Source organism: Enterobacter cloacae complex sp. IR5422 (assembly GCF_049238165.1).
GTDB classification, from domain to species: domain Bacteria; phylum Pseudomonadota; class Gammaproteobacteria; order Enterobacterales; family Enterobacteriaceae; genus Enterobacter; species Enterobacter roggenkampii.
On the sequence record NZ_JBMKHT010000011.1, the window covers coordinates 42,794 to 68,603 of the forward strand.

Consider the following 25,810-nt stretch of genomic DNA (forward strand, 5'->3'; position numbering starts at 1 on the left):
CGCTTACCCGGCCTACGATTCAGTAGGCCCGATAAGCGAAGCGCCATCGGGCAATGCTTAGTTACGGAACGGATTGTTGCCCTTGCTGGCAGGCGCTGTGGTGCGCGCGGCAGCAGGCTGTGCAGCAGGGGTAGTGCCGTTAGCGTTGAAGTTATCAACCGCGGCAACCTGCTCCGGGTTCTCCGGTGCAACGCTGTCCGGTGAGGTAGAGACCGGCTTGCCCAGTGCGCTGTTCAGCATCTGCAGGTCTTGCTCGTTCAGCGTACCCAGAGCCTGCTTAATGTTCAGCTGGTTAATCAGGTACTGATAACGCGCGCTGGAGAGCTGCTGCTTCGCGTTGTACAGCGTGGTGGTGGCGTCGAGCACGTCAACGATAGTACGTGTACCGACCGAGTAACCCGCTTCCATCGCGTCCAGGGAGCTCTGTGCAGACACAACGGCCTGTTTATAGGCGTTGATGCTGCTGATTGAGGCGTTCACGTTGTTGAAGGATGAACGTACGGTCTGCACCACGTTACGATGGGCGCTTTCCAGCTGCTCGCTCGCGCCAACAAAGTTGTACTGCGCCTGTTTCACCTGGGAGTTAACCTGACCGCCCTGATACAGCGGCAGGGAGAAGCTCAGGCCCACTTTGTTCTGACCCATATTGCTGTCGTCATACTGGGCAGAATTGGTTTTAGAGCCACTGTAGGTGGTGTCAGAAACGCCGGTAGAGGCGCTCAGGCTCAGGGTTGGCAAATGGCCGTCCTGCGCCTGACGAATCTGCTCGCGGGCCAGGTCCTGGTTCAGACGCGCCTGCAGCAACGTCAGGTTGCGGTTTTCCGCCTCTTTCAGCAGGGCGTTAACGGCCTGCGGCTTATCCGTTTTGAAGCTGTCGACGTTCAGGGAGGCCAGCTCAGGATAGTAGTTCCCGGTCACCTGGCGCAGGGATTCCAGCGCGTTGTCGAGGTTGTTACGCGCCGTCACTTCGTTGGCCAGCACGGTGTCGTACTGTGAACGGGCGTTCTGCACGTCGGTGATCGCCACCAGACCCACGTTGAAGCGCTGGGTGGTTTGATCTAACTGACGGTAAATGGCCTGTTTCTGCGCTTCGGTGTAGGAGAGCGCGTCAATGGCGCTCAGCACGTTGAAGTACGCCGTAGCTGTATTCAGGATCAGCGTCTGCTGGTCGGTCTGATAGGTCACATCCTGGATGCCCGCGCTTTTTTCCTGCAGGGTCAGGGCACGCCATTTGGACATATCAAACAGCGTCTGTGTTAATTGCAGTGAGGCACTGGTAGCATTGGAGTTTACGCCGTTAGCGTCGCGGAAACCGTTGCTGTAGGTATAATCTGCACCTAACCCTAACTGTGGCAGCAAGGGGCTACGCGCTTCGTTAATCTTTTCAAACGCAGCATCACGATCGGCCGCTGATTTACGTAAATCAGGGTTGCCCAGACGTGCCTGCTGGTAGACCTGTAACAGGTTTTCCGCCTGGCTCATTGCACTGAAGCCCGTCAGGCTCAGGCCGATAAGGATGGGGAGCAATTTCTTCATTTGCATTCCTTGTTGTGAAGCAGTATTAGCGCTGATCTAATTAAAAAATAATTGCCGATTCTAACAGAATCATCCACACCAAAAGGTTGGCGTTACGTGCCATCTGGCGGTAATTTGCACCAATCTATCATATAGCCTTACAAACGGCAGCCAAACAGCCTTGAAATTCACAATTTCATCACCATTGCTACCAGGACTCGACTCATGCAAAAACCAGAAAAGTTGCCCGTGACATTCGCCAAAAACGATGTAGAAATTATTGCACGAGAAACGCTTTATAGCGGTTTTTTTTCAATGGATCTTTACCGTTTCAGGCATCGCCTGTTTAACGGTGAAATGAGCGGCGAAATCAGACGCGAAATTTTTGAGCGCGGGCATGCGGCAGTCTTGCTACCCTTTGACCCAGTGCGTGACGAAGTCGTGCTGGTGGAGCAGATCCGCATCGCCGCTTATGACGTCAGTGAGAGCCCGTGGCTCCTGGAGATGGTGGCCGGGATGATCGAAGAAGGCGAGACGGTTGAAGACGTCGCCCGGCGCGAGGCGCTGGAAGAGGCGGGGCTGGTGGTGGGCCGAACCAAACCGGTGTTGAGCTATCTGGCGAGTCCGGGTGGCACCAGCGAACGCTTATCCATTATGGTGGGCGAAGTGGACGCCACGACCGCAGAAGGCATTCACGGTCTGGCTGATGAAAACGAAGATATTCGGGTTCATGTGGTGAGCCGGGAACAGGCTTATCAGTGGGTAGAAGAGGGGAAAATCGACAACGCAGCGTCTGTCATCGCCCTGCAATGGCTGCAGCTGCATTATCAGACATTACGAAACGAGTGGAAAAAATGAAGCGCTATACGCCTGACTTCCCAGAAATGATGCGCCTGTGCGAAACGAATTTTGCACAATTGCGCCGCCTGCTGCCGAGAAACGACGCACCCGGCGAAACGGTAAGCTATCAGGTGAGCAACGCGCAGTATCGATTAACGATAACAGAATCAACGCGCTACACTACGCTGGTGGAGATTGAGCAAACGGCACCCAGCATTAGCTACTGGAGCCTGCCGTCGATGACGGTACGCCTCTATCACGACGCGATGGTCGCTGAAGTGTGTTCAAGCCAGCAGATCTTTCGCTTCAAGGCGCGGTATGATTACCCGAATAAAAAGTTGCATCAACGCGACGAAAAGCATCAAATTAACCAGTTTTTAGCCGACTGGCTAAGGTATTGTTTAGCACATGGAGCAATGGCGATTCCGGTTTGTTAGCGTCATAAACCTACCTAAGGACACCATTTGGAAAGCCTGTTGAACCTGACTGTTGCTGGTGGGGCGCCAGTCAGGATATTACAAATCACCGATACCCACCTTTTTGCCGAAAAGCATGAAACGCTGCTGGGGGTGAATACCTGGGAGAGTTATCAGGCGGTACTGAGCGCCATTCACGCTGAAAACCGTGCATGCGATCTGATTGTCGCAACGGGCGATCTGGCGCAGGACCAATCTTCCGCGGCCTACCAGCATTTTGCTGAAGGCATCGCGAGCTTTAGCGCGCCCTGCGTCTGGCTGCCGGGTAACCACGATTTTCAGCCCGCCATGTACAGTTCTCTCCAGGATGCGGGGATTTCTCCGGCGAAATGTGTTTTTGCGGGTGAACAGTGGCAGATCCTGCTGCTGGACAGCCAGGTGTTCGGCGTCCCGCACGGTGAACTCAGTGAGTTTCAACTCGACTGGCTGGAGACCAAACTGGCGGCTGAACCTGAACGTCATACGCTGCTGTTGCTTCATCATCATCCTCTGCCAGCGGGCTGCAGCTGGCTCGATCAGCACAGCCTGCGCAACTCCGCGGCGCTGGATCGCGTGCTGGCGAAGTTCCCGCGGGTGAAAAATCTGCTGTGTGGGCATATTCACCAGGAGCAGGATCTCGACTGGAACGGACGCCGCATGCTGGCGACGCCGTCGACCTGCGTTCAGTTTAAGCCGCACTGCGCCAACTTTACGCTGGATACCATCGCGCCAGGCTGGCGCTGGCTGGAACTGCATCCCGACGGCACGCTGACCACGGAAGTCTGCCGTTTGACCGGCGCACAGTTCCGCCCGGACACCGCTTCAGAAGGCTATTGATGTCTACGCTCCTTTATCTGCACGGATTTAACAGTTCGCCGCGCTCCGCAAAAGCGACACAGTTTCGCCAGTGGCTGAGCGCGCATCACCCTGACGTTGAGATGATTATCCCACAGCTGCCGCCTTACCCGGCAGAAGCCGCGGAAATGCTGGAATCCATCGTGCTTGCGCACGGCGGCGAAACCTTTGGTGTGGTCGGTTCATCGCTGGGGGGATATTACGCCACCTGGCTCTCGCAATGCTTTATGCTGCCCGCCGTGGTGGTTAATCCGGCGGTACGGCCATTTGAGCTGCTGCGGGACTTTCTTGGCGAAAACGAGAACCCCTACACCGGCCAGCAATATGTGCTAGAGTCACGCCATATTTACGATCTCAAAGTTATGCAGGTCGACCCGCTCGAGGCGCCGGATCTCATCTGGCTGCTGCAGCAGACGGGTGATGAAGTGCTGGATTACCGCCAGGCAGTGGCGTATTACGCCTCCTGCCGCCAGACTATAGAAGAGGGCGGAAACCATGCTTTCACGGGCTTTGAGAATCATTTCACCCAGATTGTCGATTTTCTTGGACTGCACAGCCACTGACAATCAATGCGAATTGCTAGTTTAAATCATGACGCAAACCTATAACGCTGATGCCATTGAGGTCCTCACCGGGCTAGAGCCGGTTCGCCGCCGCCCGGGGATGTACACCGATACGACGCGCCCAAACCATCTGGGCCAGGAAGTTATTGATAACAGTGTGGACGAAGCGCTGGCGGGCCATGCCAAACGCGTTGACGTCATCCTGCACGCCGATCAGTCGCTGGAAGTCATTGACGACGGGCGCGGCATGCCGGTGGATATCCACCCGGAAGAGGGCGTCCCGGCCGTTGAGCTGATCCTCTGTCGTCTGCATGCTGGCGGTAAGTTCTCCAACAAAAACTACCAGTTCTCCGGTGGCCTGCACGGCGTGGGGATTTCCGTCGTCAACGCCCTGTCCAAACGCGTGGAAGTGAACGTCCGTCGCGATGGTCAGGTCTACAACATCGCGTTTGAAAACGGCGAGAAGGTGCAGGATCTGCAGGTTGTCGGCACGTGCGGCAAACGCAACACCGGCACCAGCGTCCACTTCTGGCCTGACGAGAGTTTCTTCGACAGCCCGCGCTTTTCCGTATCCCGCCTGACGCACCTGCTGAAAGCCAAAGCGGTGCTTTGCCCGGGCGTGGAAATCACCTTTAAAGATCACGTTAACAATACCGAGCAGACCTGGTGCTACGCCGATGGCCTGAACGACTACCTGTGCGAAGCGGTAAACGGCCTGCCAACGCTGCCGGAAAAACCGTTCGTCGGCAACTTTAGCGGCGATACCGAAGCGGTGGACTGGGCGCTGCTGTGGCTGCCGGAAGGCGGCGAGCTGCTGACCGAAAGCTACGTTAACCTGATCCCCACTATGCTCGGCGGGACCCACGTCAACGGCCTGCGTCAGGGGCTGCTGGACGCGATGCGCGAATTCTGCGAATACCGTAATATCCTGCCGCGCGGCGTGAAGCTGTCGGCGGAAGATATCTGGGACCGCTGCGCCTACGTGCTCTCCGTGAAGATGCAGGATCCGCAGTTTGCCGGTCAGACCAAAGAACGTCTGTCGTCACGCCAGTGCGCGGCGTTTGTCTCCGGCGTGGTGAAAGATGCCTTTACCCTGTGGCTGAACCAGAACGTTCAGGCGGCGGAGATGCTGGCCGAAATGGCGATCTCCAGCGCCCAGCGTCGTCTGCGCGCCGCCAAGAAAGTGGTGCGTAAAAAGCTGACCAGCGGCCCTGCGCTGCCGGGCAAGCTGGCAGACTGTACCGCACAGGATCTCAACCGCACCGAGCTGTTCCTCGTGGAAGGGGACTCGGCGGGCGGGTCGGCCAAGCAGGCGCGCGATCGTGAATATCAGGCGATCATGCCGCTCAAGGGTAAGATCCTGAACACCTGGGAGGTCTCGTCTGATGAAGTGCTGGCCTCGCAGGAAGTCCACGATATCTCGGTCGCGATCGGCATCGATCCGGACAGCGACGATCTGAGCCAGCTGCGCTACGGCAAGATCTGCATTCTCGCGGATGCGGACTCCGACGGTCTGCACATCGCCACGCTGCTGTGCGCGCTGTTTGTGAAGCACTTCCGCACGCTGGTGAAAAACGGTCACGTCTACGTGGCGCTGCCGCCGCTTTACCGTATCGATCTCGGCAAAGAGGTTTACTACGCGCTGACGGAAGAAGAAAAAGCGGGCGTGCTGGAACAGCTGAAGCGTAAGAAGGGCAAGCCTAACGTGCAGCGCTTTAAAGGGCTGGGCGAGATGAACCCGATGCAGCTGCGCGAAACGACGCTGGATCCGAACACGCGCCGTCTGGTGCAGCTGACGATCAGCGATGAAGACGAACAGCAGACCAACGCCATGATGGATATGCTCCTTGCCAAGAAACGTTCGGAAGACCGTCGTAACTGGCTGCAGGAGAAAGGTGATATGGCGGATATTGAGGCTTGATGCCCTCACCCTAACCCTCTCCCGCAGGGAGAGGGAATGGATCGTAGGCCCGGTAAGCGCCAGCGCCACCGGGCTTTTTTACATCAAAACTCCATCTTCACCGTAAACTGCACTTCGCGAGGGTCGCCAATCTGGTTGCCCAGGTTGTTGGTCGCAATGGACGAGGTGTAGTAGGTCTTATCAAACAGGTTCTTCACGTTGACCTGCAGCGTCACCGGATACTGCAGCTTCATCTTATAGGCCGCAAAGGCATCCGCCACAAAATAGCCCGGCAGATAATAATCCGCGCCGTTGGTCGCTGAACGACGGCTCACGCCGTGCCCGCCACCGCCAATTGTCAGCGTATTCCCCGCAAACGCATTGTGAATGTCGTACGTCAGGAACAGGGAGCCGGTATGGCGCGGCACATTCGGCAGCGGTTTGCCCGTGTAGTCCGGGTCTTCCAGCACCTTCGCGTCGGTGTAGCCGTAGCTGGCGATAATATTGGTGTTCTCGGTCAGCGATCCGGCAAGATCCACCTCCACGCCCTGGGATCGCACGCGTCCCGCGGTTTTGGCGATGGTTTCACCTCCCACGCTTTCGTTGTACAGCACGTTGCGTTTGTGGATATCAAACAGCGCGATATTGGCGGTAACGCCGTCGAACAGGTCGAACTTCGCGCCCAGTTCGTAGGCGTTTGAGGTTTCCGGCGGCAGGTCGCCAATGTAACTTGCAATGGACGACTGCGGCATAAACGTCTGCGAGTAGTTGGCAAACAGCGAGACGGATGGCGTGAGCTTGTAAACCAGCCCCAGCTTTGGCGTCCACTGTTCGTCGCGGCTGTCGGTGTTGACGTTGAACGGACGACCTTTACCCGCGTACTGGGTGTAATACTGGTAGCGCATCCCGGCGACGGCGATCCACTTATCCGTCAGGTACAGGGCATCCTGCGCGTAGGCCGAATAACTCTCCTGCTTGAGCGTCTGGTCGCTGTCTGCGGCGGAGACGGTTGTACACTTGTTGAGTTTGCCGTAAACCGGATGGTAGATGTTGAAACCTTTGACGTTCTTACAGCGCATCATGTCCGTACGCAGCAAATCGTAATTCTCATACGACACGCCGGTCAGGATCTCATTGTAAAAGCCTGCAATATCGACATTCCCCTGCAGATCCGCGCGGGTGCTGTGCATGCGCTGGGTCGAGCCCTGGGTCGCATCCACGCGGCGGGTCAGGTTGCCGGTTTTTGCATCGTAGGCCATCACGCGGGCCTGGTTATCGCTGTATTTGTCCTGGCTGTAGCTGTAGTCGAACTTCGCGGTCCACTGGCTGTTAAGACGGTATTCCGCATTCAGCTGCGCCAGATCGGACTGACCATCGGTCACGTTAAACGGCTCGTCAAAGCGGGTTTTACGATCGACATCAACGGCCTTTTTGGTGTTGAGATCGAAGATCGTTCCGCGATCGAACGGCGTCTTATAGTCGCGATGCGAATAGAGCACGGTCACGGTGGCATCATCGCCGAACCAGGTGAGCGACGGGGCGATAAAGGTGCTGCGTTCGTTGCCAAAATTACGCCAGTAATCTTCGTCCTGATACTCACCCGTGAGGCGATACGCCAGACGCGTGCCGTCGATCGGGCCGGTCACATCGACCTGTCCGGTGCCGCCGCCAAAGCTGGAGGAGGTGGCGGACAGAGAACCACCGAAGGTTTTCTCCGGGCGTTTGGTGACGACGTTAATCAGGCCGCCCGGATCGAGAATGCCATACAGCGTTGAGGCCGGGCCTTTAAGCACCTCCACGCGCTCGGTGGCGGCGTTAAAGCTGCGCGGCAGGACGGTGCGCAGGCCGTTGGTCATGATCGAGCCGTCCCGGTTCGCGCCAAACCCGCGGCGCACGAAGGCATCCTGCGTACCGCCGAGGGTGTTGGTCTGGACCACGTTGCTGACGTTATAGAGCGCCTCATCCAGCGTGGTGGCGTGCTGATCCTCCAGCACTTGATCGCTGACGGTATTCACCACCTGCGGGATATCCAGCATCGGCATGTTGGTCAGCGTTGCGGTGGAGGTGTTCAGCGGCTGGTAGCCGTTGGTGGCTTCCGCCGGAGCATTTGGATCGGCAGTGACGGTAAGCGTTTCGCCGTCTTTAGCCGCGGTGGTGTCCGCCGCCTGGGCCAGCGGCGCCATAAACAGCAGTGAAAAGAGCGCGCGCCCTTTTACCCCAGAGAGTGAAGGTGTGAACGTAGCCATTACATCTGTTATCCCAAAATATCCGTGAATCACCTTCACGGAAGAATGTGTGAGTCATTGCCCTTTTATGCTCTGCTCGTTAGCCAGAACCGGCATCGAACATGTAATTGAGAATCATTCAATCATGCGGAAATGTAGTAGTAAATGAAAAATGATAAAAATCGGCTACATGCATGAAACGCAACGGGAAAGTACAAGGGTAATTAATTATTTAATTGAAAAATAATGATTTATTAATTTCGTGGTCTGCATGGTAACGCTCCGTTACCCCTGGTTTTTTCAGGGTGTTTCTTCTCTTGACTACTACATGGCGTGGCGTCAAACTCTCAAAAGAGAATGATTTTTATTTATATTTGTTGCGCTTTTTTATTACGTTGGCGTTCACGTGGCTTACAACACAAAACAACCGGGACTGGTTCTGGAGAACCTCTCTGCGGGCTATCAGAAAAAAATCATCGTTGATGATATCTCTCTTGCGATCCCCCAGCAGAAAATAACCGTTCTGGTGGGCGCAAACGGCTGCGGGAAATCCACGCTGTTGAGCACCATTGCGCGGCTGCTCCAGCCGCTTGGCGGCGCGGCGGTTCTCGACGGCAAGGCGATCCACGAGCAGCCGACCAAAGCCGTCGCCCGCCAGCTTGGTATTCTCCCGCAGTCCCCGCTGCTCCCGGAAGGGTTAACCGTTTTTGAGCTGGTCTCGCGCGGGCGCTTTCCCTGGCAAAACGTTATGCGCCAGTGGAGCGACGAGGACGAACTGGCGGTGGAAGAGGCCCTGCGCCTGACCGGCACTGCAGTGTTTGCCCATATGCCGGTGGAAAGCTTATCCGGCGGCCAGCGTCAGCGCTGCTGGATCGCCATGGCGCTGGCGCAGCAAACGCCGTATATCCTGCTTGACGAGCCGACGACGTACCTCGATCTCCGCTATCAGGTGGAGATCCTGGAACTGCTGCACGCCCTGACCCGCCAGCATGGGCGTACCGTCGTGGTGGTGCTGCACGATCTCAACTTTGCCGTGAACTACGGTGATTCCCTGGTCTTTTTACGCCAGGGAAAAGTCGAGGGGGTGTTACATGAAGGCGACGCCTGCACGCCGGAGCTGATCAAAACGGTGTTTGATGTGGACGTGCATATGTCCATCAACCCCTTGACCGGCAAACCGTTCTTTATGCCGTTTCGCCAGAGCATTCAGAAGCCATGATGCGCATCTCTCTGGCTTTCCTGATTTTCACCCTGCTGTTGGCAATGGGGGCGATTGCTCATCTGGGGATCGGTGCACGCTTTATCGCCCCGCAAACGGTAGTGGAGGCATTCTTTCACTTCGACCCGCGCAATTTCGACCATAACATCATCATCAGACTACGGCTGCTGCGCCTCTGCGCCGCAATGGTGACAGGCGCCGCGCTCGGCGTGGCGGGCGTGCTGCTGCAGTCCGTGATCCGCAACCCGCTCGGCGAGCCGCATATTCTGGGGCTCAACGCCGGGGCAGCGCTCGCGGTGGTGGTGACCAGCGCGCTTGGGCTTTCGCTGCCGTTTGGTCGTCCGCTGATTGCCGCCGCCGGTGCCGCCGCGCTGTTTCTGCTGGTGCTGATGTTCTCCTCGACCGGTCGCACCGGGCTCACGCCGATGAAGGTCACCCTGTGCGGCGTGGCGATGTCGGCGTTTGCCTCGTCGATTACCGCCGCGGTGTTAATCCTGGATGAACAGACGCTGCTCTCTCTGCGAACCTGGCTGGCGGGTGATATCGCCGGGATCAACGCGCAGATGCTCCAGAGCGCCCTGTGGGCTGCAGCCGCTGGTTTTCTTCTTGCTATCGGGCTGTCGCCCTCGCTCAACATGCTGGCGCTGGGCGACAGAATGGCGCAGGGGCTTGGCGTGTCGCTGCTGAAAACCCGCCTCCTTGCCCTGCTGGCCATTGCGCTGCTCTGCGGCGCGGCCGTCTCCATCGCCGGACCGATTGGCTTTATCGGCCTTGTGGTGCCGCAGCTCATTCGCCGTCTGGTGTCGGTAGATTTACGCGCGATGGTGCCGCTGTCGGCCCTCTGCGGTGCGCTGGTGTTGCTGCTGGCGGATATCGCTGCCCGCACGCTGTTTACCCCCTGGGAGCTGGCAACCGGCATCATGACGGCCCTTGTCGGCGCGCCCGTGTTCATCCTTATGGCCTCGAGGATGTTCAAATGAACCGGTCCGGACTCCGCGCGATCCGTGTTGGCCGCCTGTCGGCGCTGGTTCGCCCGAAGGCGCTGGCGTACCTGTCGCTTTTCGCGCTGATGGCGCTAGGCCTGCTGGGCTTTGGCCTGACGCACGGTTCTCTGCCCATTCCCGCCTCTGCCATCGGGCGGGCGCTGTTTTCGCCTGAAAGTCTGACGGCGGAGACGCGCTACGTCGTGATGGATATCCGCCTGCCGCGCCTGCTGATGGCGGTGCTGTGCGGCGCGATGCTCGGCATGGCGGGGGCGGCGATGCAGTCCATCACCCGCAACGGACTGGCTGACCCGGGGCTTATCGGCGTGAAGGAGGGCTGTAGCGCGGCGGTACTGCTGCTGATTTTTCAGTTCCCGGCGCTGAGCCTGGCCTGGCGTCCGCTGGTTGGCATGGCCGGCGGGCTGCTCACCGCGCTGCTGGTGATAGCTCTGGCGCGCGATATCTCGCGCCCGCGGTTTATTTTGATCGGCATCGGCGTGTCGTGGGCGTTTGCCGCGGCAATGGGCGTCTTTATGACCACCGCCGACGTGCGCGACGTGCAGACGGCGATGCTGTGGCTGGCGGGCAGCCTGCACGCGGCAAACTGGACGCTGGTAGGGCTGGCCGCGCTCTGGGCTGCCCCCGCGTTTGCGCTGCTGCTCTTTACCGCGCGGGCAGCGGACGTGGCGCTGCTCGGCAATCAGGCCGCCGCAGGTCTTGGCGTGCGCACAACCCGGCTGGCACTGCTGCGGGTTCTCGCCCCGGTAGTGCTGACGGCGGCCTGCGTCTCCTGCGTGGGCAGCATTGGCTTTGTGGGGCTGATTGCCCCGCATATGGCGCGCCTGCTGCTGCGCGGTGGTCAGACCGCGCTCCTGACGGGAAGCGCCGTGCTGGGCGCGCTGCTGGTGCTGCTGGCGGATAACGTCGGGCGTCTGGCATTCCTCCCGCTGCAGCTGCCGGCGGGAATTGTCATTTCATTGATTGGCGGACCGTTTTTCCTGCTGCTGCTCTGGCAGCGTCGGGACAGATTTTAGGGGATTATGATGCGTGTACTGTTTTCGATGCTGTTGCTGGTGGGGTTCGCGGTGAGCGCGGCGGAGCCGACGCAGGTCTTTACCGACGATCTGAACCGAAAGGTGGTGGTGCCGGTGCACCCGAAACGGATTGTCTCCTTACACGATCTGGACATCACCATTCCGCTGATTGAGCTTGGCGTGCCGCCGGTGGCGAGCCATGGCCGCACGCGGCCGGACGGCAGCCATTTTCTGCGCTCCAGCGGCATGTTAACCGGCGTCGACTTCGATAATTCCGATATCAAATTTATCGGCACGGCCGATATTGACATCGAAGCCATCGCCGCCGCCAAACCTGACCTGATCGTTACCGAGCCGACCCGCAACACGCCGGTGGAACAATTAGCGAAAATTGCCCCGACGGTGAGCATCGATCATCTCGACGGCGGCGCGCCGGAAATCTACCGCAAGCTGGCTCAGCTGACAGGAACGCAGGCGCGGCTTAAGGTTCTGGAGCGGCGATATCAGGAGCAAATCAAGGCGCTGAAGGCGACCATCGACACGCGCAAAATCACCGTATCGGTGATTCAGGCCAATCAGGGGAAAATCAACGCCATGCACAGCTACCACTCGCTGGGCCGCGTTCTGCGCGACGCCGGATTCAAATTCCCGCCACTGATTGAGTCCATCCCGGAAGGGGGGCGCATCGACGTCAGCGCCGAGCGCCTGCCGGAGCTGGATGCCGATTTCGTCTTTGCTACCTGGCGCGGGGATACGGGCGGTAAACCGCAGGACGAGCTGGCAGCGATGGAGGCGGTGATGCCGGGCTGGTGTCAGTTCCTGACTGCCTGCCGGAGCGGGCACTACGTGCTGATCTCGCGTGAAGAGGCGATCTCGAATTCGTTCGCGTCTTTAGGGCTGATGGCCGCGCAGGTGCAGTCGCAGATTGCCGGGCGTCCGCTGCCGGAGGCCTCACGGTGATCCGCAAAGAGAAGGGGCGCGTGGATGTCTATGGCGACCGCTTTCGCGCGCGGGCGCATCAGCTGACGCCGCGTCTGCTGCAGGTCGCACGCTATATACATGACAACCGCGAAGCGGTGATGGAGCAGACCGCCATGGAGATTGCCGCCGTACTGAAAACCTCGGATGCCACGGTGGTCCGCGCCATACAGGCGCTGGGGTTCGCCGGGCTGCGCGATCTCAAGCAGACGCTGGAGCAGTGGTTTGGCCCGGTGGTCACCTCCAGCGAAAAGATGTCCACCACGGTGAACACGCTCGCCAGCGACGTCAACGCGAGCATTGATTTCGTGCTGGAGGGACATCAGCACACCTGCGAGGTGTTATCCGAGCCCCACAACCGCTACGCGATGGCGCAGGCGGTCTCACTGCTGGCGCAGGCAAGGCAGGTCGCCATATTTGGCATTGGCGCCTCCGGCATTCTGGCCGAGTACACCGCCAGGCTGTTCAGCCGTATGGGGTTACCCGCCACGCCGCTCAACCGTACCGGGATCGGGCTTGCCGAACAGCTGATTGCGCTTCAGCGCGGTGACGTGCTGGTGATGATGGCGCAGAAATCCGCGCACCGGGAAGGGCAAACCACCCTGCGTGAAGCTAAACGTCTGGGCATTCCCACCATCCTGCTGACCAACGCCCTTGATTCGCGTTTCAGTAAGGAGGCCAGCGTGGTGATCCACGTTCCGCGCGGCGGTGAAAAGGGTAAAATCCCGCTCCACGGCACGGTGCTGCTCTGTCTGGAGATGATCATTTTGTCCGTCGCCTCCACCGAACCGCAGCGCACCATCAAGTCAATGAAGCGCATCAACGAGCTCCATCGCGGGTTAAAGCCGGGGAAGAAAAGCAGCTAAAAACAACAAAGCCCGGTGGCGCTAGCGCTTACCGGGCCTACGGTTCAGGTTTTGTAGGCCGGGTAAACGCAGTGCCACCCGGCAAATTCCACGAACTTAAACCCCTTGCTCCAGAATGCGGATGTGGGTTTCCAGCACGTCGCCCTTCACCGCGTCGCTCCACGCTTTCATGTGCGCGGTCTGCAGATGCGCTTCAAGATGCGCGACGGTTTCCCACTGCTCAACCATGATGATCGAGTCCGGCGCGGTCGCCTGGAAGCTGGCGTCAGTGGCGGCATCCACCATCGGCGCGTAGCCGTGGCAGCCTTCTTCTTTCAGTACGGTCGGGATGATTTTCGCGAACTGATCCAGCACCGCCTGGCGGTGATGTTGACCTGGACGAGTACGGATTTCTGCGATAACGGTAAGCATGTTTACTACTCCTTTAATTCCAGGCTACCAGTTAAGCAAAAATTTCCGCGAGATGCTTGCGATATTCTGCGATATAGCGCGGGACATCAGGCATTTTAATCACGTCGTTGACGATAAAGGTCGGCAGCGGATCCATGCCCAGGAACTGATTCGCCTTGTGGAACGGCAGATAAGCACCGTCTACGCCCACGCCCTCGAAGAACTGATCTTTCTCGGTGAAGGCTTCCAGCGGGGCGTTCCAGGTCAGTGACAGCATATATTTTTTGCCCTGAATCAGGCCGCCTGAACCGTATTTTTTGGACGCGTCAGAGCGGGTGCGGCCATCGCTGGCATACAGCGAGCCATGACCTTCGGTGAACACGTCGTCCATGTATTTTTTCACGGTCCACGGCGCGCCCATCCACCAGCCTGGCATCTGCCAGATCACCACGTCAGCCCACAGGAAGTTCTGCACTTCGGCTTTCACGTCGTAGTGGCTGTCCGCGCGCACGACCTTAACATCATGCCCGGCGTCGCGCAGGAAACCGTCCGCGACCTCGGTCAGGGTGTCATTCAGCTGGCCTTTAGAGTGCGCAAATTCTTTTGCACCGTTAATAATCAGAATGTTGCTCATTTTTTGTCCTCGACGATGAGAGTATGCCGGGTATTCTACGCGCGAGGACGGAGCGGAAAAATGAGCAAAATGTGCAAAGTCTTTTGCTGGAGATGCAATAATCCGTTACCAGCTGATCTTCACCTCAAAGCCGCCTTCCGCCGCATTGCTTAGCGAGACGTGCATCCCATGCAGCGCGGCAATGCGCCTGACGATAGAAAGCCCCAGCCCGCTGCCCGTGGCGTTCTGGCCCGGTGGACGATAAAAACGCTCGCCGATGCGCGCCAGCACCTCGGGGTCAACGCCGGGACCGTTGTCGCGCACGCTAAAGCTACGCGCGTCCAGCGTCACGTCCACCACGCTGCCGCGTGGGCTGTAGCGGATGGCATTGTCCAGCAGGTTGCGCACCAGCAGGCTGAGCAGCAGGGGCTGCCCCTGACGTTTGACCTGCGGGGCATGGTTGATGAGGCGAATATCAATCCCTGCCTGCTGCGCCGGATGCCAGATATCCAGCACCGCCGACTGCAGTAAATCGGCAAGCGTGATCGGTTCGACATCGTCAAGGTTATCCAGCGAGTCCAGACGCGACAGGGTGAGGAGCTGATCCACCAGCCGCGAAGCGCGGTCGATTCCCGCATGCAGCTGTGCCAGCGCTTTTTCCCGCGCCTGCGGATCGTCCTGCGAGAGCTGCGCCACGTCAGTTTGCACCTTCAGGGCCGCCAGCGGGCTGCGCAGCTCGTGGGCGGCATCGGACGTAAAGCGGCGCTCGCGGGTCATCATCTCCTGGGTACGTGCGAAGAGGTGATTCAGCGCGTCGAGCAGGGGGCGCACTTCTGTTGGTACGCCCTCCGTCGGCAGGTTATCTGTCGCATCCGGCGAGCGGGAGCGCAGGGTCTGCGCTAGCTTTTTGAGCGGCCTCAGCTCCCGGCTCAAGAGGAGAACCAGCAAGAGCAGCATCACCGGCAGCGCCACCAGCCAGGGCGTGAGCTGCGAGCTGACCACGTCCAGCGCCATATCCTGGCGGTACTCCCACTCCTGACCGACCACCACGCGGTACTTCCCGTCGGGTGAGGTCAGCCACAGGAAACGCCATTCGTCGTTGTCGTCCTGGAGCTGCCCGTTAGCAAACCCGTCGCGGCGATAGTGGTACGGAATATCGCGCCCGTTCTCGCCGTCGTTCAGCAGCATTTTGCCCTCGACGCTGTAAATGGCGAAAGCCAGCGCGTCGTCATCGAGACGGCCATGCTTCACTTTTTTTGGGATCTCGCGCATCCGCTCGGGGGCGCGGATCTCGTCCAGATCCATCGTCAGCAGCCGTTTGGCAAACAGCATCTGCTGCGTGTCGAAGAGCTTATCCAGCTTGTGGGTGGTCTGCTGCCAGGCCACCAGGCTGGCGGCAAACCATGCCGTCAGGGAGAGCGCTAAAAAGAGGAGCGTCAGGCGCAGCTTCAGGCTCAGGCGTTGCGTCAGCTTCATGCGTCACCCAGGGTGTAGCCGATGCCGTGCACGGTGCGGATAAACTCGCTGCCAAGCTTGCGGCGCAGATGATGAACGTGGACTTCTACCGCGTTGCTGGAGACGTCGTCGTCCCAGGTATACAGTTTTTCCTCAATCGTCTTGCGAGGGAGCACGCGGCCTGCATTGCGCATCAGCAGTTCCAGCAGCGCGAACTCTTTCGGCTTCAGCGTCAGCGGTTCACCGTCCAGCGTGGCGACGAGACGGGTCGGATCGAGCGTGACCTTGCCGTGGCGTAGCTCGCTATGCGTCTGGCCGTGGCTGCGGCGGACCAGCGCCTCGAGGCGGGCACCCACTTCAATCAGCGCGAACGGCTTGCAGAGATAATCATCCGCGCCAAGACGCAGCCCTTCCACGCGCTGGTTAAGCGCATCCCGCGCGGTCAGGATCAATACCGGCTCGCTGCGCCCGCTTTCGCGCCACGCGCGCAGGATGTCCAGACCGTCGATTTCCGGCAGCGTCAGATCCAGCACCACGGCATCATAGGGTGCAGACGCGAGCGCGGCCTGACCGGTTTTACCGTCGGTAAACCAGTCCACGCTAAAGCCCATTTTGCTTAAACCCGCCCTGATACCGTCGCCGATTAGCGTGTCGTCTTCTACCAGTAAAATGCGCATATTCCCTCCTTGATGCCGTCAGTAAACCCTCTGTAAGCGCCTGCTGTACAGCAATAATAAATAAATTTTTCCCTTAAGAAGTTGTTAAGGATTACCCTGTTTAATGGACTGCGAAACCAGATTAAAGGGAGAGTTAATATGAAAAAATTCGCTGCCATTGCCGCCATCATGATGATGACCACTGCCCCCGTTTTTGCTGCGCAGGGCGGATTTAACGGCCCGTCCGCCACGCAAACCCAGCCCCAGACGCAGGCAGGCGGTTTTGTCGATAACGACGCCAACCTCACCACCGCGGTGAAGGTGAAAGAGATGAAGGACGACAGCTGGGTGAAGCTGCGCGGGAACATCACCCAGCGCCTGTCCGATGACCGCTACACCTTCCGCGATGAGACCGGCACGGTGAACGTGGAAATTGACCACAAGCGCTGGAACGGCGTGACCGTCACCCCGCAGGATAAAGTGGAAATCCAGGGCAAGGTCGATAAAGAGTGGAACGATTTTGAAATCGACGTGAAGCAGGTCATTAAGCTGAACAAATAACCCGAAAAGGGCCGCATAAGCGGCCCTTTTTCTTTGTGACTCAACTCGTCAGATAGGGTAGTATCTGCGGCAATATTGCCTGAAACCCTTCGGTTTCTGAGTTGAGGAATCACACGTAATGAGCGATATGGCAGAGCGCCTCGCGCTACATGAATTCACGGAAAACGCCTACCTGAACTACTCCATGTACGTCATCATGGACAGGGCGTTGCCGTTTATCGGGGATGGCCTGAAGCCCGTTCAGCGCCGCATCGTGTATGCGATGTCCGAACTGGGGCTGAACGCCACCGCCAAGTTCAAGAAATCCGCCCGTACCGTCGGTGACGTACTGGGTAAATACCATCCGCACGGCGACAGCGCCTGTTATGAAGCGATGGTGCTGATGGCGCAGCCGTTCTCTTACCGCTACCCGCTGGTGGATGGTCAGGGGAACTGGGGTGCGCCGGACGACCCGAAATCCTTCGCGGCGATGCGTTATACCGAATCCCGCCTCTCTAAATATGCCGAAGTGCTGCTGGGCGAGCTGGGTCAGGGGACCGTTGACTGGGTACCGAACTTCGACGGTACGCTGCAGGAGCCGAAGATGCTGCCCGCGCGTCTGCCGAACATCCTGCTGAACGGCACCACCGGGATTGCGGTCGGTATGGCGACGGACATTCCGCCGCACAACCTGCGTGAAGTGGCGAAAGCCGCCATCACCCTGATTGAGCAGCCGAAAACCTCGCTCGACGATCTGCTGGATATCGTGCAGGGCCCGGACTTCCCGACCGAAGCTGAGATCATCACCTCGCGCGCGGAAATCCGCAAAATCTACCAGAACGGTCGCGGCTCCGTGCGCATGCGCGCGGTGTGGAATAAAGAAGACGGCGCCGTGGTGATCACCGCGCTGCCGCATCAGGTATCCGGTGCCAAAGTGCTGGAGCAGATCGCCTCCCAGATGCGCAATAAAAAGCTGCCGATGGTGGACGACCTGCGTGACGAATCTGACCACGAGAACCCGACCCGTCTGGTGATCGTGCCGCGTTCTAACCGCGTGGACATGGAGCAGGTGATGAACCACCTGTTCGCCACCACCGACCTGGAAAAAAGCTACCGCATTAACCTGAACATGATCGGCCTCGACGGACGCCCGGCGGTGAAAAACCTGCTGGAGATCCTCACCGAATGGCTGACGTTCCGCCGCGATACGGTACGCCGTCGTCTGAACCATCGTCTGGAGAAAGTGCTTAAGCGCCTGCATATCCTCGAAGGTTTGCTGGTGGCGTTCCTCAATATCGACGAGGTGATTGAGATCATCCGTACCGAGGACGAGCCGAAGCCCGCCCTGATGTCGCGCTTTGGCATCAGCGAAACCCAGGCCGAAGCGATCCTCGAGCTGAAGCTGCGCCATCTCGCCAAACTGGAAGAGATGAAGATCCGCGGCGAGCAGAACGAGCTGGAAAAAGAGCGCGATCAGCTGCAGGCGATCCTCGCGTCCGAACGCAAGATGAACACCCTGCTGAAGAAAGAGCTGCAGGCTGATGCCGACGCGTTTGGTGACGACCGTCGTTCTCCGCTGCACGAGCGCGAAGAAGCGAAGGCGATGAACGAGCACGACATGCAGCCGTCCGAGCCGGTGACCATTGTCCTGTCGCAGAGCGGCTGGGTGCGCAGCGCCAAAGGCCACGATATCGACGCGCCGGGGCTCAGCTACAAAGCGGGCGACAGTTTTAAAGCGGCGGTGAAAGGCAAGAGCAACCAGCCGGTGGCGTTTATCGACTCCACCGGTCGCAGCTATGCCATTGACCCGATCACGCTGCCTTCCGCGCGCGGGCAGGGTGAACCGCTGACCGGCAAGCTGACGCTGCCGCCGGGCGCGACGGTTGACCATATGCTGATGGAAGCCGATGACCAGAAGCTGCTGCTGGCGTCTGATGCAGGCTACGGCTTTATCTGTACCTTTAACGATCTGGTTTCCCGCAACCGTGCCGGTAAGGCGCTGATTAGCCTGCCGGACAACGCTCACGTAATGGCACCGCTGGTGATCGAGAACGAAAGCGACATGCTGCTGGCGATCACCACCGCCGGACGTATGCTGATGTTCCCGGTCAGCGATCTGCCGGAGCTGTCAAAAGGCAAGGGCAACAAGATCATCAACATCCCGTCGGCGGAGGCCGCGAAAGGCGAAGATGGCCTGGCGCACCTCTTCCTGCTGCCGCCGCAGAGCACGCTGACCATTCACGTCGGCAAGCGCAAAATCAAGCTTCGTCCGGAAGAGCTGCAGAAGGTGGTGGGCGAGCGCGGTCGCCGCGGCTCGCTGATGCGCGGCCTGCAGCGTATCGACCGCGTGGAGATTGACTCTCCTGCACGCAGCGCTGCGGGTGACAGCGAAGAGTAATGTCATGATATCCCCCTCTGTCCGGAGGGGGAATTTCAATAAAATTTCCCGTAAAATCGTTGTTAATTCGTGCGTTGCGATTAACAATACGCGCTCGTAATAAAGTCCTTACCTGGCCACAGGTGAAGTATAATTGTCAGCTGTCAGGGCTTCAGAGGTCGCTATGCTATATATTGTTCGTCTTATTCTTACCGTTATCTACTGTATTCTGGTCTGTATTTTCGGCTCTATTTATTGCCTGTTCAGCCCGCGTAATCCGAAGCATGTCGCCACCTTTGGCCATATGTTCGGGCGTCTTGCGCCGCTGTTTGGTCTGAAAGTTGAAAAACGCCTGCCGGAAGGAGCGGAGAATTTCGGTAACGCCATCTATATCGCCAACCATCAGAACAACTACGATATGGTGACGGCCTCCAATATCGTGCTTCCACCGACCGTGACGGTGGGCAAAAAAAGCCTGCTGTGGATCCCGTTTTTTGGTCAGCTGTACTGGCTTACCGGTAACCTGCTGATTGACCGTAATAACCGTGCAAAAGCGCACGGCACCATTGCAGAAGTGGTGAATCATTTTAAAAAGCGCAGGATCTCAATCTGGATGTTCCCGGAAGGGACGCGCAGCCGCGGCCGCGGCCTGCTGCCGTTTAAAACCGGTGCGTTTCATGCCGCAATTGCGGCAGGTGTTCCAATTATTCCTGTGTGCGTTTCCAATACTTCGAATAAGATTAATCTTAACCGCCTGAATAACGGGCTGGTGATTGTCGAAATGCTGCCACCCGTCGATACCAGCAAATACGGTAAAGATCAGGTGCGCGAGCTGGCAGCGCACTGCCGTGATCTGATGGCTGAGCATATTGCGCTGCTCGACAAAGAAGTCGCAGAGAGAGAAGCCGCCGGTAAGATCTAACCCGGCGTTGAAGGGAAAACGAATTCCCGCGTTGTTAGTCGTTTCAGATGGAGCTTATATGTCACTCAGTCGGCGTCAGTTTATTCAGGCTTCGGGGATCGCCCTTTGTGCGGGTGCGATGCCGCTGACAGCCAGCGCCGCCGGGCAGCAACAGCCGCTGCCTATTCCGCCACTCATTGAATCCCGTCGCGGCCAGCCGCTTTTCCTGACGCTGCAGCGCAGCCACTGGTCCTTTACCCAGGGGACGCGTGCGCCGGTCTGGGGCATTAACGGACGTTACCTTGGGCCGACCATACGCGTGTGGAATGGCGATGACGTAAAGCTCATCTACAGTAACCGTACCCCTGAAAATGTCGCCATGACCATCAGCGGCCTGCAGGTGCCTGGCCCGCTGATTGGCGGCGCGGCGCGCATGATGTCACCCAGCGCCGACTGGGCGCCCGTGCTGCCGATTCGCCAGAGCGCGGCAACCCTGTGGTATCACGCCAACACACCTAACCGCACGGCGCAGCAGGTCTATAACGGCTTGGCCGGCATGTGGCTGGTGGAAGATGAAGTCAGCAAATCCCTGCCGATCCCGAACCACTACGGCGTGGATGACTTCCCGATTATCATCCAGGACAAACGTCTGGATAATTTCGGTACGCCGGAATACAGCGAGCCGGGGAGCGGTGGCTTCGTTGGCGATACGCTGCTGGTTAACGGCGCGCAGAGCCCGTATGTCGAAGTGTCCCGTGGCTGGGTGCGCCTGCGCCTGCTCAACGCGTCTAACTCGCGCCGCTATCAGCTGCAGATGAGCGATGGCCGTCCGCTGCACGTTATTTCCGGCGATCAGGGTTTTTTACCGGCACCGGTGTCCGTCAAACAGCTGGCGCTCGCGCCGGGTGAGCGTCGCGAAATTCTCATTGATATGACCAACGGGGATGAAGTCTCTGTGACCTGCGGCGAAGCGGCAAGCATTGTTGACCGTATTCGCGGGTTCTTTGAACCGTCGAGCATTCTTGTCTCGACCCTGGTGCTGACCCTGCGTCCAACCGGCCTGCTGCCGCTGGTGACCGATAGCCTGCCCATGCGCCTGCTGCCGCAGGAGATCATGAGCGGCTCCCCGGTGCGCAGCCGTGATATCAGCCTGGGCGACGATCCGGGCATCAACGGTGCGCTGTGGGACGTCAACCGCATCGACATCACCGCGCAACAGGGCACCTGGGAGCGCTGGACGGTGCGTTCAGATATGCCGCAGTCGTTCCATATTGAAGGGGTAAGCTTCCTGATCCGCAACGTTAACGGCGCGATGCCGTTCCCGGAAGATCGCGGCTGGAAAGATACCGTCTGGGTGGACGGTCAGGTTGAACTGCTCGTCTACTACGGCCAGCCTTCGTGGCCGCACTTCCCGTTCCTGTTCCACAGCCAGACGCTGGAGATGATGGACAGGGGCTCCGTAGGGCAGATGCTGATCAACCCCGCGCCATAACCACTGACATTCCCGGTTCGCCGGGAATGGTTTATGCCCGCCAGAAAAAGCGCGAGAACAGAATCAGCACCGGGTAAATTTCCAGACGCCCTAAGAGCATCGCCGCGCACATCAACAGCTTAGCCCCTTCTGTTAACGTGCCGAACGTCGACGCCGTCTCGCCAAATCCCAGCCCCATGTTGTTGATACAGGCGGCGACCGTCGCGAATGACGTAAACAGATCGTAGCCCATCAGATTAAGCGCCCAGACAAAAAAGCCCGTGATCATCACGTAGAGAAAGAAGAAGCTCCAGACCGAGCGCAGGACGCGTTCATTCACCACGCTTTTGCCCACCTTAATGCTCAGCAGCGCGCGCGGATGCGCCAGCTGGTTCATCTCCTGAATACTCTGCTTGAACATAATCAAAAAACGCAGGGCTTTGATCCCGCCGCAGGTCGAGCCTACGCAGCCGCCAAAAAAGCTGGCGCTCAATAGCAGGAAGATGGTGTGGGTGGGCCATTGGGCGTAGTCGGCGGTCGACAGGCCGTTATCGGTCATCATCGAACTGGCAAGGAAGAAGGCGTGCACCAGGCTATCCGTGGGGCTGTACATGCCTGCATGCCAGACCTGCCAGGCGGTGATGAGGATAATCGCCGCAGCGGCGCTCAGGAAGAATTTAACCTCCGGGCTGCGACGAATCGGCTTCAGGGTGCGTCGGACAATGGCGACGTACCAGAGGGTGAAGTTAAACGCGGAGAGCAGCGAAAACGCCCCGGCAACCAGCTCGATTGCGTGGCTGTCATAAAAACCAATGCTCTCGCTGCGGGTGGAGAAGCCGCCCAGTGACACGGTCGAAAGCCCGTGACAGACGGCGTCAAAAAAGGACATTCCCGCCAGCCAGTAGGCCAGAGTGCAGGCCACGCCCAGCGCGAAGTAGGTCACCCACAGCGTGCGCGCGGTATCGGCAAGGCGGGGCGTCAGACGCTCCTCCTTGAACGGCCCCGGCATCTCTGACTGATAGAGCTTCATGCCGCCAATGCCCAGCAGCGGCAGGACCGCGACGGCCAGCACGATGACGCCTAACCCGCCAATGAAATTCAGCTGAGCGCGGTAATAGAGGTACGACTTAGGCAGGGCGCTGACGTCCCCGATCACCGTCGCTCCGGTAGTGGTGATCCCGGAAACCCCTTCAAAGAGCGCGTCAGCAAAGGAGAGCTGAAGCTCGTCATCCATCCAGAGCGGCATGGCGCTAATCAATGAAAACAGCAGCCAGAACAGCACGATAATCACGAAACCGTCGCGGGTGCGCAGCTGGATGCCGGCGTGGCGGGTTGCCCGCCAGGTTAAGCCTCCGAGACTAAAAAAGGTTAAAAAAGTGGTCAGGAAGGCAAAGTAGGTCCGCTCTTTGTTCAGCAGGGCGATAACCATCGGCGGCAGCATGGAAAGGCTGTACAGCAGCACAAGGAAACCGCAGAGGTGCAGGACAACCCGCAGCTGGGAGACATGTAACGAATCGTTGGGCTTCACAACTGAGCTCCGCACAAACACGCATTCCGGGGCAAATCACCGGAAAATAGAGTGAATATTATGATCCAAAATTATCAGGGCGGCGTATTTTAACGACTTCCGTGAATATCTGCCTGCTTCCTGCATCCTTTTCTTCAAATCTGGCAGATGAACAGCGTATAATCCCGCTCCTTTTGTTTATTTTTTCTTCGGAAGCATTATGAGCGCAATTTCCCTGATCCAGCCGGATCGTGACCTCTTCTCCTGGCCCCAGTACTGGGCGGCCTGCTTTGGACCGGCGCCGTTCCTGCCGATGTCCCGGGAAGAGATGGACCAACTGGGCTGGGACAGCTGCGACATCATTCTGGTCACGGGCGATGCCTACGTTGACCACCCGAGCTTCGGCATGGCCATCTGTGGCCGTATGCTCGAAGCGCAGGGCTTCCGCGTGGGGATCATCTCCCAGCCTGACTGGAACAGCAAAGACGACTTTATGCGTCTGGGTAAACCGAACCTGTTCTTCGGCGTGACCGCTGGCAACATGGACTCGATGATCAACCGCTATACCGCCGACCGTAAGCTGCGCCATGACGACGCCTACACGCCGGATAACGTGGCGGGCAAACGTCCGGACCGCGCAACCCTCGTCTACACCCAGCGCTGCAAAGAAGCCTGGAAAGACGTGCCGGTGATCCTGGGCGGCATCGAGGCGAGCCTGCGCCGTACCGCACACTACGACTACTGGTCAGATACCGTGCGCCGCTCGGTGCTGGTGGATTCCAAGGCCGACATGCTGATTTACGGAAACGGCGAGCGTCCGCTGGTGGAAGTGGCGCACCGCCTGTCGCAGGGCGAGCCGGTGAGCAGCATCCGCGACGTGCGCAATACCGCCATTATGGTGAAAGAGGCGCTGCCGGGCTGGCGCGGGGTAGATTCCCGCATCATCGATATGCCGGGCAAAATCGACCCGATCCCACATCCGTACGGCGACGATCTGCCGTGTGCCGATAACAAACCGGTAGAGCCAAAGAAGGCGGAAGCGAAGGCGATCGTCGTGCAGCCGCCGCGCCCGAAGCCGTGGGAAAAGACCTACGTACTGCTGCCGTCCTACGAGAAGGTGAAAGCTGACAAGGTGCTCTACGCGCACGCGTCCCGTATTCTGCACCATGAAACCAACCCGGGCTGCGCCCGCGCGCTGATGCAGAAGCACGGCGAGCGCTTTATCTGGATCAACCCGCCGGCGATCCCGCTCTCCACCGAAGAGATGGACAGCGTCTTTGCGCTGCCGTACAAGCGCGTGCCGCACCCGGCGTACGGCAACGCCCGCATCCCGGCGTATGAGATGATCCGCTTCTCGATCAATATCATGCGCGGCTGCTTCGGTGGCTGTTCCTTCTGCTCCATTACCGAGCACGAAGGGCGCATTATTCAGAGCCGCTCTGAAGATTCGATCATCAATGAGATCGAAGCCATTCGCGACTCCGTGCCGGGCTTTACCGGCGTGATTTCCGATCTTGGCGGCCCAACCGCGAACATGTATATGCTGCGCTGCAAATCACCGCGCGCGGAGCAGACCTGCCGTCGTCTCTCCTGCGTCTATCCGAGCATTTGCGAGCACATGGACACCAACCACGAGCCGACGATCAACCTTTACCGCCGCGCGCGCGATCTGAAGGGCATCAAGAAGATCCTCATCGCGTCCGGGGTGCGTTATGACATCGCCGTGGAAGATCCGCGCTACATCAAAGAGCTGGCGACGCACCACGTGGGTGGCTATCTCAAGATTGCGCCGGAGCACACCGAAGAAGGCCCGCTGTCGAAGATGATGAAGCCGGGCATGGGCAGCTACGATCGCTTTAAGCAGCTGTTCGACACCTACTCGAAGCAGGCGGGCAAAGAGCAGTATCTGATCCCGTACTTCATCTCCGCCCACCCGGGCACGCGTGATGAGGACATGGTGAACCTGGCGCTGTGGCTGAAGCAGCGCCGCTTCCGCCTGGATCAGGTGCAGAACTTCTATCCGTCACCGCTCGCCAACTCGACGACCATGTACTACACCGGCAAGAACCCGCTGAGTAAGATTGGTTATAAGAGTGAAGACGTGGTGGTGCCTAAAGGGGATAAACAGCGTCGTCTGCACAAAGCGCTGCTGCGCTACCACGATCCGGCCAACTGGCCGCTGATCCGCCAGGCGCTGGAAGAGATGGGCAAAAAGCACCTGATCGGCTCGCGCCGCGACTGTCTGGTACCGGCCCCGACGCTGGAGGAGATGCGCGAAGCGCGTCGCCAGAATCGCAATACGCGCCCGGCGCTGACCAAGCACACGCCGATTGTGCATCAGCGTTCGAACGGTGGAGCGGGAACGAAGAAGACCGTAAAACGTAAGATCGGTTAAACCTGTAACAAAGCCCGGTGGCGCTAGCGCTTACCGGGCCTACAGGCCAGCGCGTAGGCCGGGTAAGGCGCA

At 58.7% G+C, this 25,810-nt stretch carries 22 protein-coding genes; 15 read left to right on the top strand and 7 right to left on the bottom strand.

Annotated elements, in window-relative coordinates:
* Positions 1 to 57: 57 nt before the first annotated feature.
* A complete protein-coding gene (gene tolC / locus ACOTXT_RS07835; RefSeq protein WP_032664451.1) occupies positions 58 to 1,536 on the bottom strand; it encodes an outer membrane channel protein TolC in 1,479 nt (492 codons plus the stop codon).
* A 204-nt stretch (positions 1,537 to 1,740) separates the two neighbouring features.
* Here tolC and nudF point away from each other — a divergent pair, with 204 nt between their 5' ends.
* The 5 genes from nudF to parE are packed head-to-tail and all read left to right on the top strand — an operon-like array spanning position 1,741 to position 6,149.
* Positions 1,741 to 2,373, top strand: coding sequence for an ADP-ribose diphosphatase (nudF, locus tag ACOTXT_RS07840; RefSeq protein WP_008502974.1), 633 nt, complete (start codon positions 1,741 to 1,743; stop codon positions 2,371 to 2,373).
* Positions 2,370 to 2,792 carry a DUF1249 family protein gene (locus tag ACOTXT_RS07845; protein ID WP_003862516.1) on the top strand — a complete coding sequence of 141 codons (423 nt, stop codon included), beginning with the start codon at positions 2,370 to 2,372 and terminating at the stop codon, positions 2,790 to 2,792. Before nudF ends, ACOTXT_RS07845 begins: the two co-directional genes overlap by 4 nt.
* Positions 2,793 to 2,819: 27 nt before the next feature.
* Positions 2,820 to 3,647: a 3',5'-cyclic-AMP phosphodiesterase gene (gene cpdA, locus ACOTXT_RS07850; protein WP_008502975.1), complete on the top strand. Its 828-nt coding sequence runs from the start codon at positions 2,820 to 2,822 to the stop codon at positions 3,645 to 3,647.
* A complete protein-coding gene (gene yqiA, locus ACOTXT_RS07855; protein ID WP_032675509.1) occupies positions 3,647 to 4,228 on the top strand; it encodes an esterase YqiA in 582 nt (193 codons plus the stop codon). The genes cpdA and yqiA overlap by 1 nt, the downstream gene beginning before the upstream one ends.
* A 28-nt stretch (positions 4,229 to 4,256) precedes the next feature.
* Positions 4,257 to 6,149: a DNA topoisomerase IV subunit B gene (gene parE / locus ACOTXT_RS07860; protein ID WP_008502977.1), complete on the top strand. Its 1,893-nt coding sequence runs from the start codon at positions 4,257 to 4,259 to the stop codon at positions 6,147 to 6,149.
* An 83-nt stretch (positions 6,150 to 6,232) separates the two neighbouring features.
* On the opposite strand, the gene ACOTXT_RS07865 is transcribed toward parE, so the two are convergent.
* Positions 6,233 to 8,374, bottom strand: a complete 2,142-nt coding sequence (locus ACOTXT_RS07865; protein WP_333165480.1) for a TonB-dependent siderophore receptor — start codon at positions 8,372 to 8,374, stop codon at positions 6,233 to 6,235.
* A 385-nt stretch (positions 8,375 to 8,759) separates the two neighbouring features.
* On the opposite strand from ACOTXT_RS07865, the gene ACOTXT_RS07870 reads away from it, so the two are divergent.
* From ACOTXT_RS07870 to ACOTXT_RS07890, 5 genes are read left to right on the top strand one after another with little or no spacing between them, the layout of a single operon-like run.
* Positions 8,760 to 9,572: an ABC transporter ATP-binding protein gene (locus ACOTXT_RS07870; protein ID WP_333165476.1), complete on the top strand. Its 813-nt coding sequence runs from the start codon at positions 8,760 to 8,762 to the stop codon at positions 9,570 to 9,572.
* Positions 9,569 to 10,552: an iron ABC transporter permease gene (locus ACOTXT_RS07875; RefSeq protein WP_333165473.1), complete on the top strand. Its 984-nt coding sequence runs from the start codon at positions 9,569 to 9,571 to the stop codon at positions 10,550 to 10,552. The genes ACOTXT_RS07870 and ACOTXT_RS07875 overlap by 4 nt, the downstream gene beginning before the upstream one ends.
* Positions 10,549 to 11,589, top strand: a complete 1,041-nt coding sequence (locus ACOTXT_RS07880) for a FecCD family ABC transporter permease (protein WP_023294566.1) — start codon at positions 10,549 to 10,551, stop codon at positions 11,587 to 11,589. Before ACOTXT_RS07875 ends, ACOTXT_RS07880 begins: the two co-directional genes overlap by 4 nt.
* Before the next feature lie 9 nt (positions 11,590 to 11,598).
* Positions 11,599 to 12,549 (top strand): iron-siderophore ABC transporter substrate-binding protein, encoded by a 951-nt coding sequence (locus ACOTXT_RS07885; RefSeq protein WP_063617876.1) that lies wholly within the window; start codon positions 11,599 to 11,601, stop codon positions 12,547 to 12,549.
* On the top strand, positions 12,546 to 13,433 hold the full coding sequence (locus tag ACOTXT_RS07890) for a MurR/RpiR family transcriptional regulator (RefSeq protein ID WP_032664435.1): 888 nt from the start codon (positions 12,546 to 12,548) through the stop codon (positions 13,431 to 13,433). Before ACOTXT_RS07885 ends, ACOTXT_RS07890 begins: the two co-directional genes overlap by 4 nt.
* A 96-nt stretch (positions 13,434 to 13,529) precedes the next feature.
* Here the strand turns inward: ACOTXT_RS07890 and ACOTXT_RS07895 are convergent, their stop codons facing one another.
* The 4 genes from ACOTXT_RS07895 to qseB all read right to left on the bottom strand — a co-directional run bounded on the left by ACOTXT_RS07895 (position 13,530) and on the right by qseB (position 16,568).
* Positions 13,530 to 13,844: a putative quinol monooxygenase gene (locus ACOTXT_RS07895; RefSeq protein WP_008502984.1), complete on the bottom strand. Its 315-nt coding sequence runs from the start codon at positions 13,842 to 13,844 to the stop codon at positions 13,530 to 13,532.
* A 31-nt stretch (positions 13,845 to 13,875) separates the two neighbouring features.
* The gene (locus ACOTXT_RS07900; protein ID WP_014833281.1) at positions 13,876 to 14,457 is read right to left on the bottom strand and encodes an NAD(P)H-dependent oxidoreductase; all 582 of its coding nucleotides are present in this window, start codon (positions 14,455 to 14,457) and stop codon (positions 13,876 to 13,878) included.
* A gap of 105 nt (positions 14,458 to 14,562) precedes the next feature.
* Positions 14,563 to 15,912 (bottom strand): quorum sensing histidine kinase QseC, encoded by a 1,350-nt coding sequence (gene qseC / locus ACOTXT_RS07905; RefSeq protein WP_333165468.1) that lies wholly within the window; start codon positions 15,910 to 15,912, stop codon positions 14,563 to 14,565.
* Positions 15,909 to 16,568, bottom strand: coding sequence for a quorum sensing response regulator transcription factor QseB (qseB, locus tag ACOTXT_RS07910; protein WP_023326078.1), 660 nt, complete (start codon positions 16,566 to 16,568; stop codon positions 15,909 to 15,911). Before qseB ends, qseC begins: the two co-directional genes overlap by 4 nt.
* A gap of 138 nt (positions 16,569 to 16,706) precedes the next feature.
* Here qseB and ACOTXT_RS07915 point away from each other — a divergent pair, with 138 nt between their 5' ends.
* The 4 genes from ACOTXT_RS07915 to ftsP all read left to right on the top strand — a co-directional run bounded on the left by ACOTXT_RS07915 (position 16,707) and on the right by ftsP (position 21,857).
* A complete protein-coding gene (locus ACOTXT_RS07915; RefSeq protein WP_106105447.1) occupies positions 16,707 to 17,108 on the top strand; it encodes a YgiW/YdeI family stress tolerance OB fold protein in 402 nt (133 codons plus the stop codon).
* 118 nt (positions 17,109 to 17,226) lie between these two features.
* Positions 17,227 to 19,485, top strand: a complete 2,259-nt coding sequence (gene parC / locus ACOTXT_RS07920) for a DNA topoisomerase IV subunit A (protein WP_008502989.1) — start codon at positions 17,227 to 17,229, stop codon at positions 19,483 to 19,485.
* Positions 19,486 to 19,648: 163 nt separating this feature from the next.
* Positions 19,649 to 20,386, top strand: coding sequence for a 1-acylglycerol-3-phosphate O-acyltransferase (gene plsC, locus ACOTXT_RS07925; RefSeq protein ID WP_008502990.1), 738 nt, complete (start codon positions 19,649 to 19,651; stop codon positions 20,384 to 20,386).
* A 58-nt stretch (positions 20,387 to 20,444) separates the two neighbouring features.
* A complete protein-coding gene (ftsP, locus tag ACOTXT_RS07930; RefSeq protein ID WP_008502991.1) occupies positions 20,445 to 21,857 on the top strand; it encodes a cell division protein FtsP in 1,413 nt (470 codons plus the stop codon).
* 31 nt (positions 21,858 to 21,888) lie between these two features.
* Here ftsP and ACOTXT_RS07935 read toward each other — a convergent pair whose 3' ends face one another.
* Positions 21,889 to 23,364 (bottom strand): TrkH family potassium uptake protein, encoded by a 1,476-nt coding sequence (locus ACOTXT_RS07935; protein ID WP_333165464.1) that lies wholly within the window; start codon positions 23,362 to 23,364, stop codon positions 21,889 to 21,891.
* Between the two features lie 199 nt (positions 23,365 to 23,563).
* Here ACOTXT_RS07935 and ACOTXT_RS07940 point away from each other — a divergent pair, with 199 nt between their 5' ends.
* Positions 23,564 to 25,738 (top strand): YgiQ family radical SAM protein, encoded by a 2,175-nt coding sequence (locus tag ACOTXT_RS07940; protein ID WP_023344923.1) that lies wholly within the window; start codon positions 23,564 to 23,566, stop codon positions 25,736 to 25,738.
* The last annotated feature ends 72 nt before the right edge of the window (positions 25,739 to 25,810 follow it).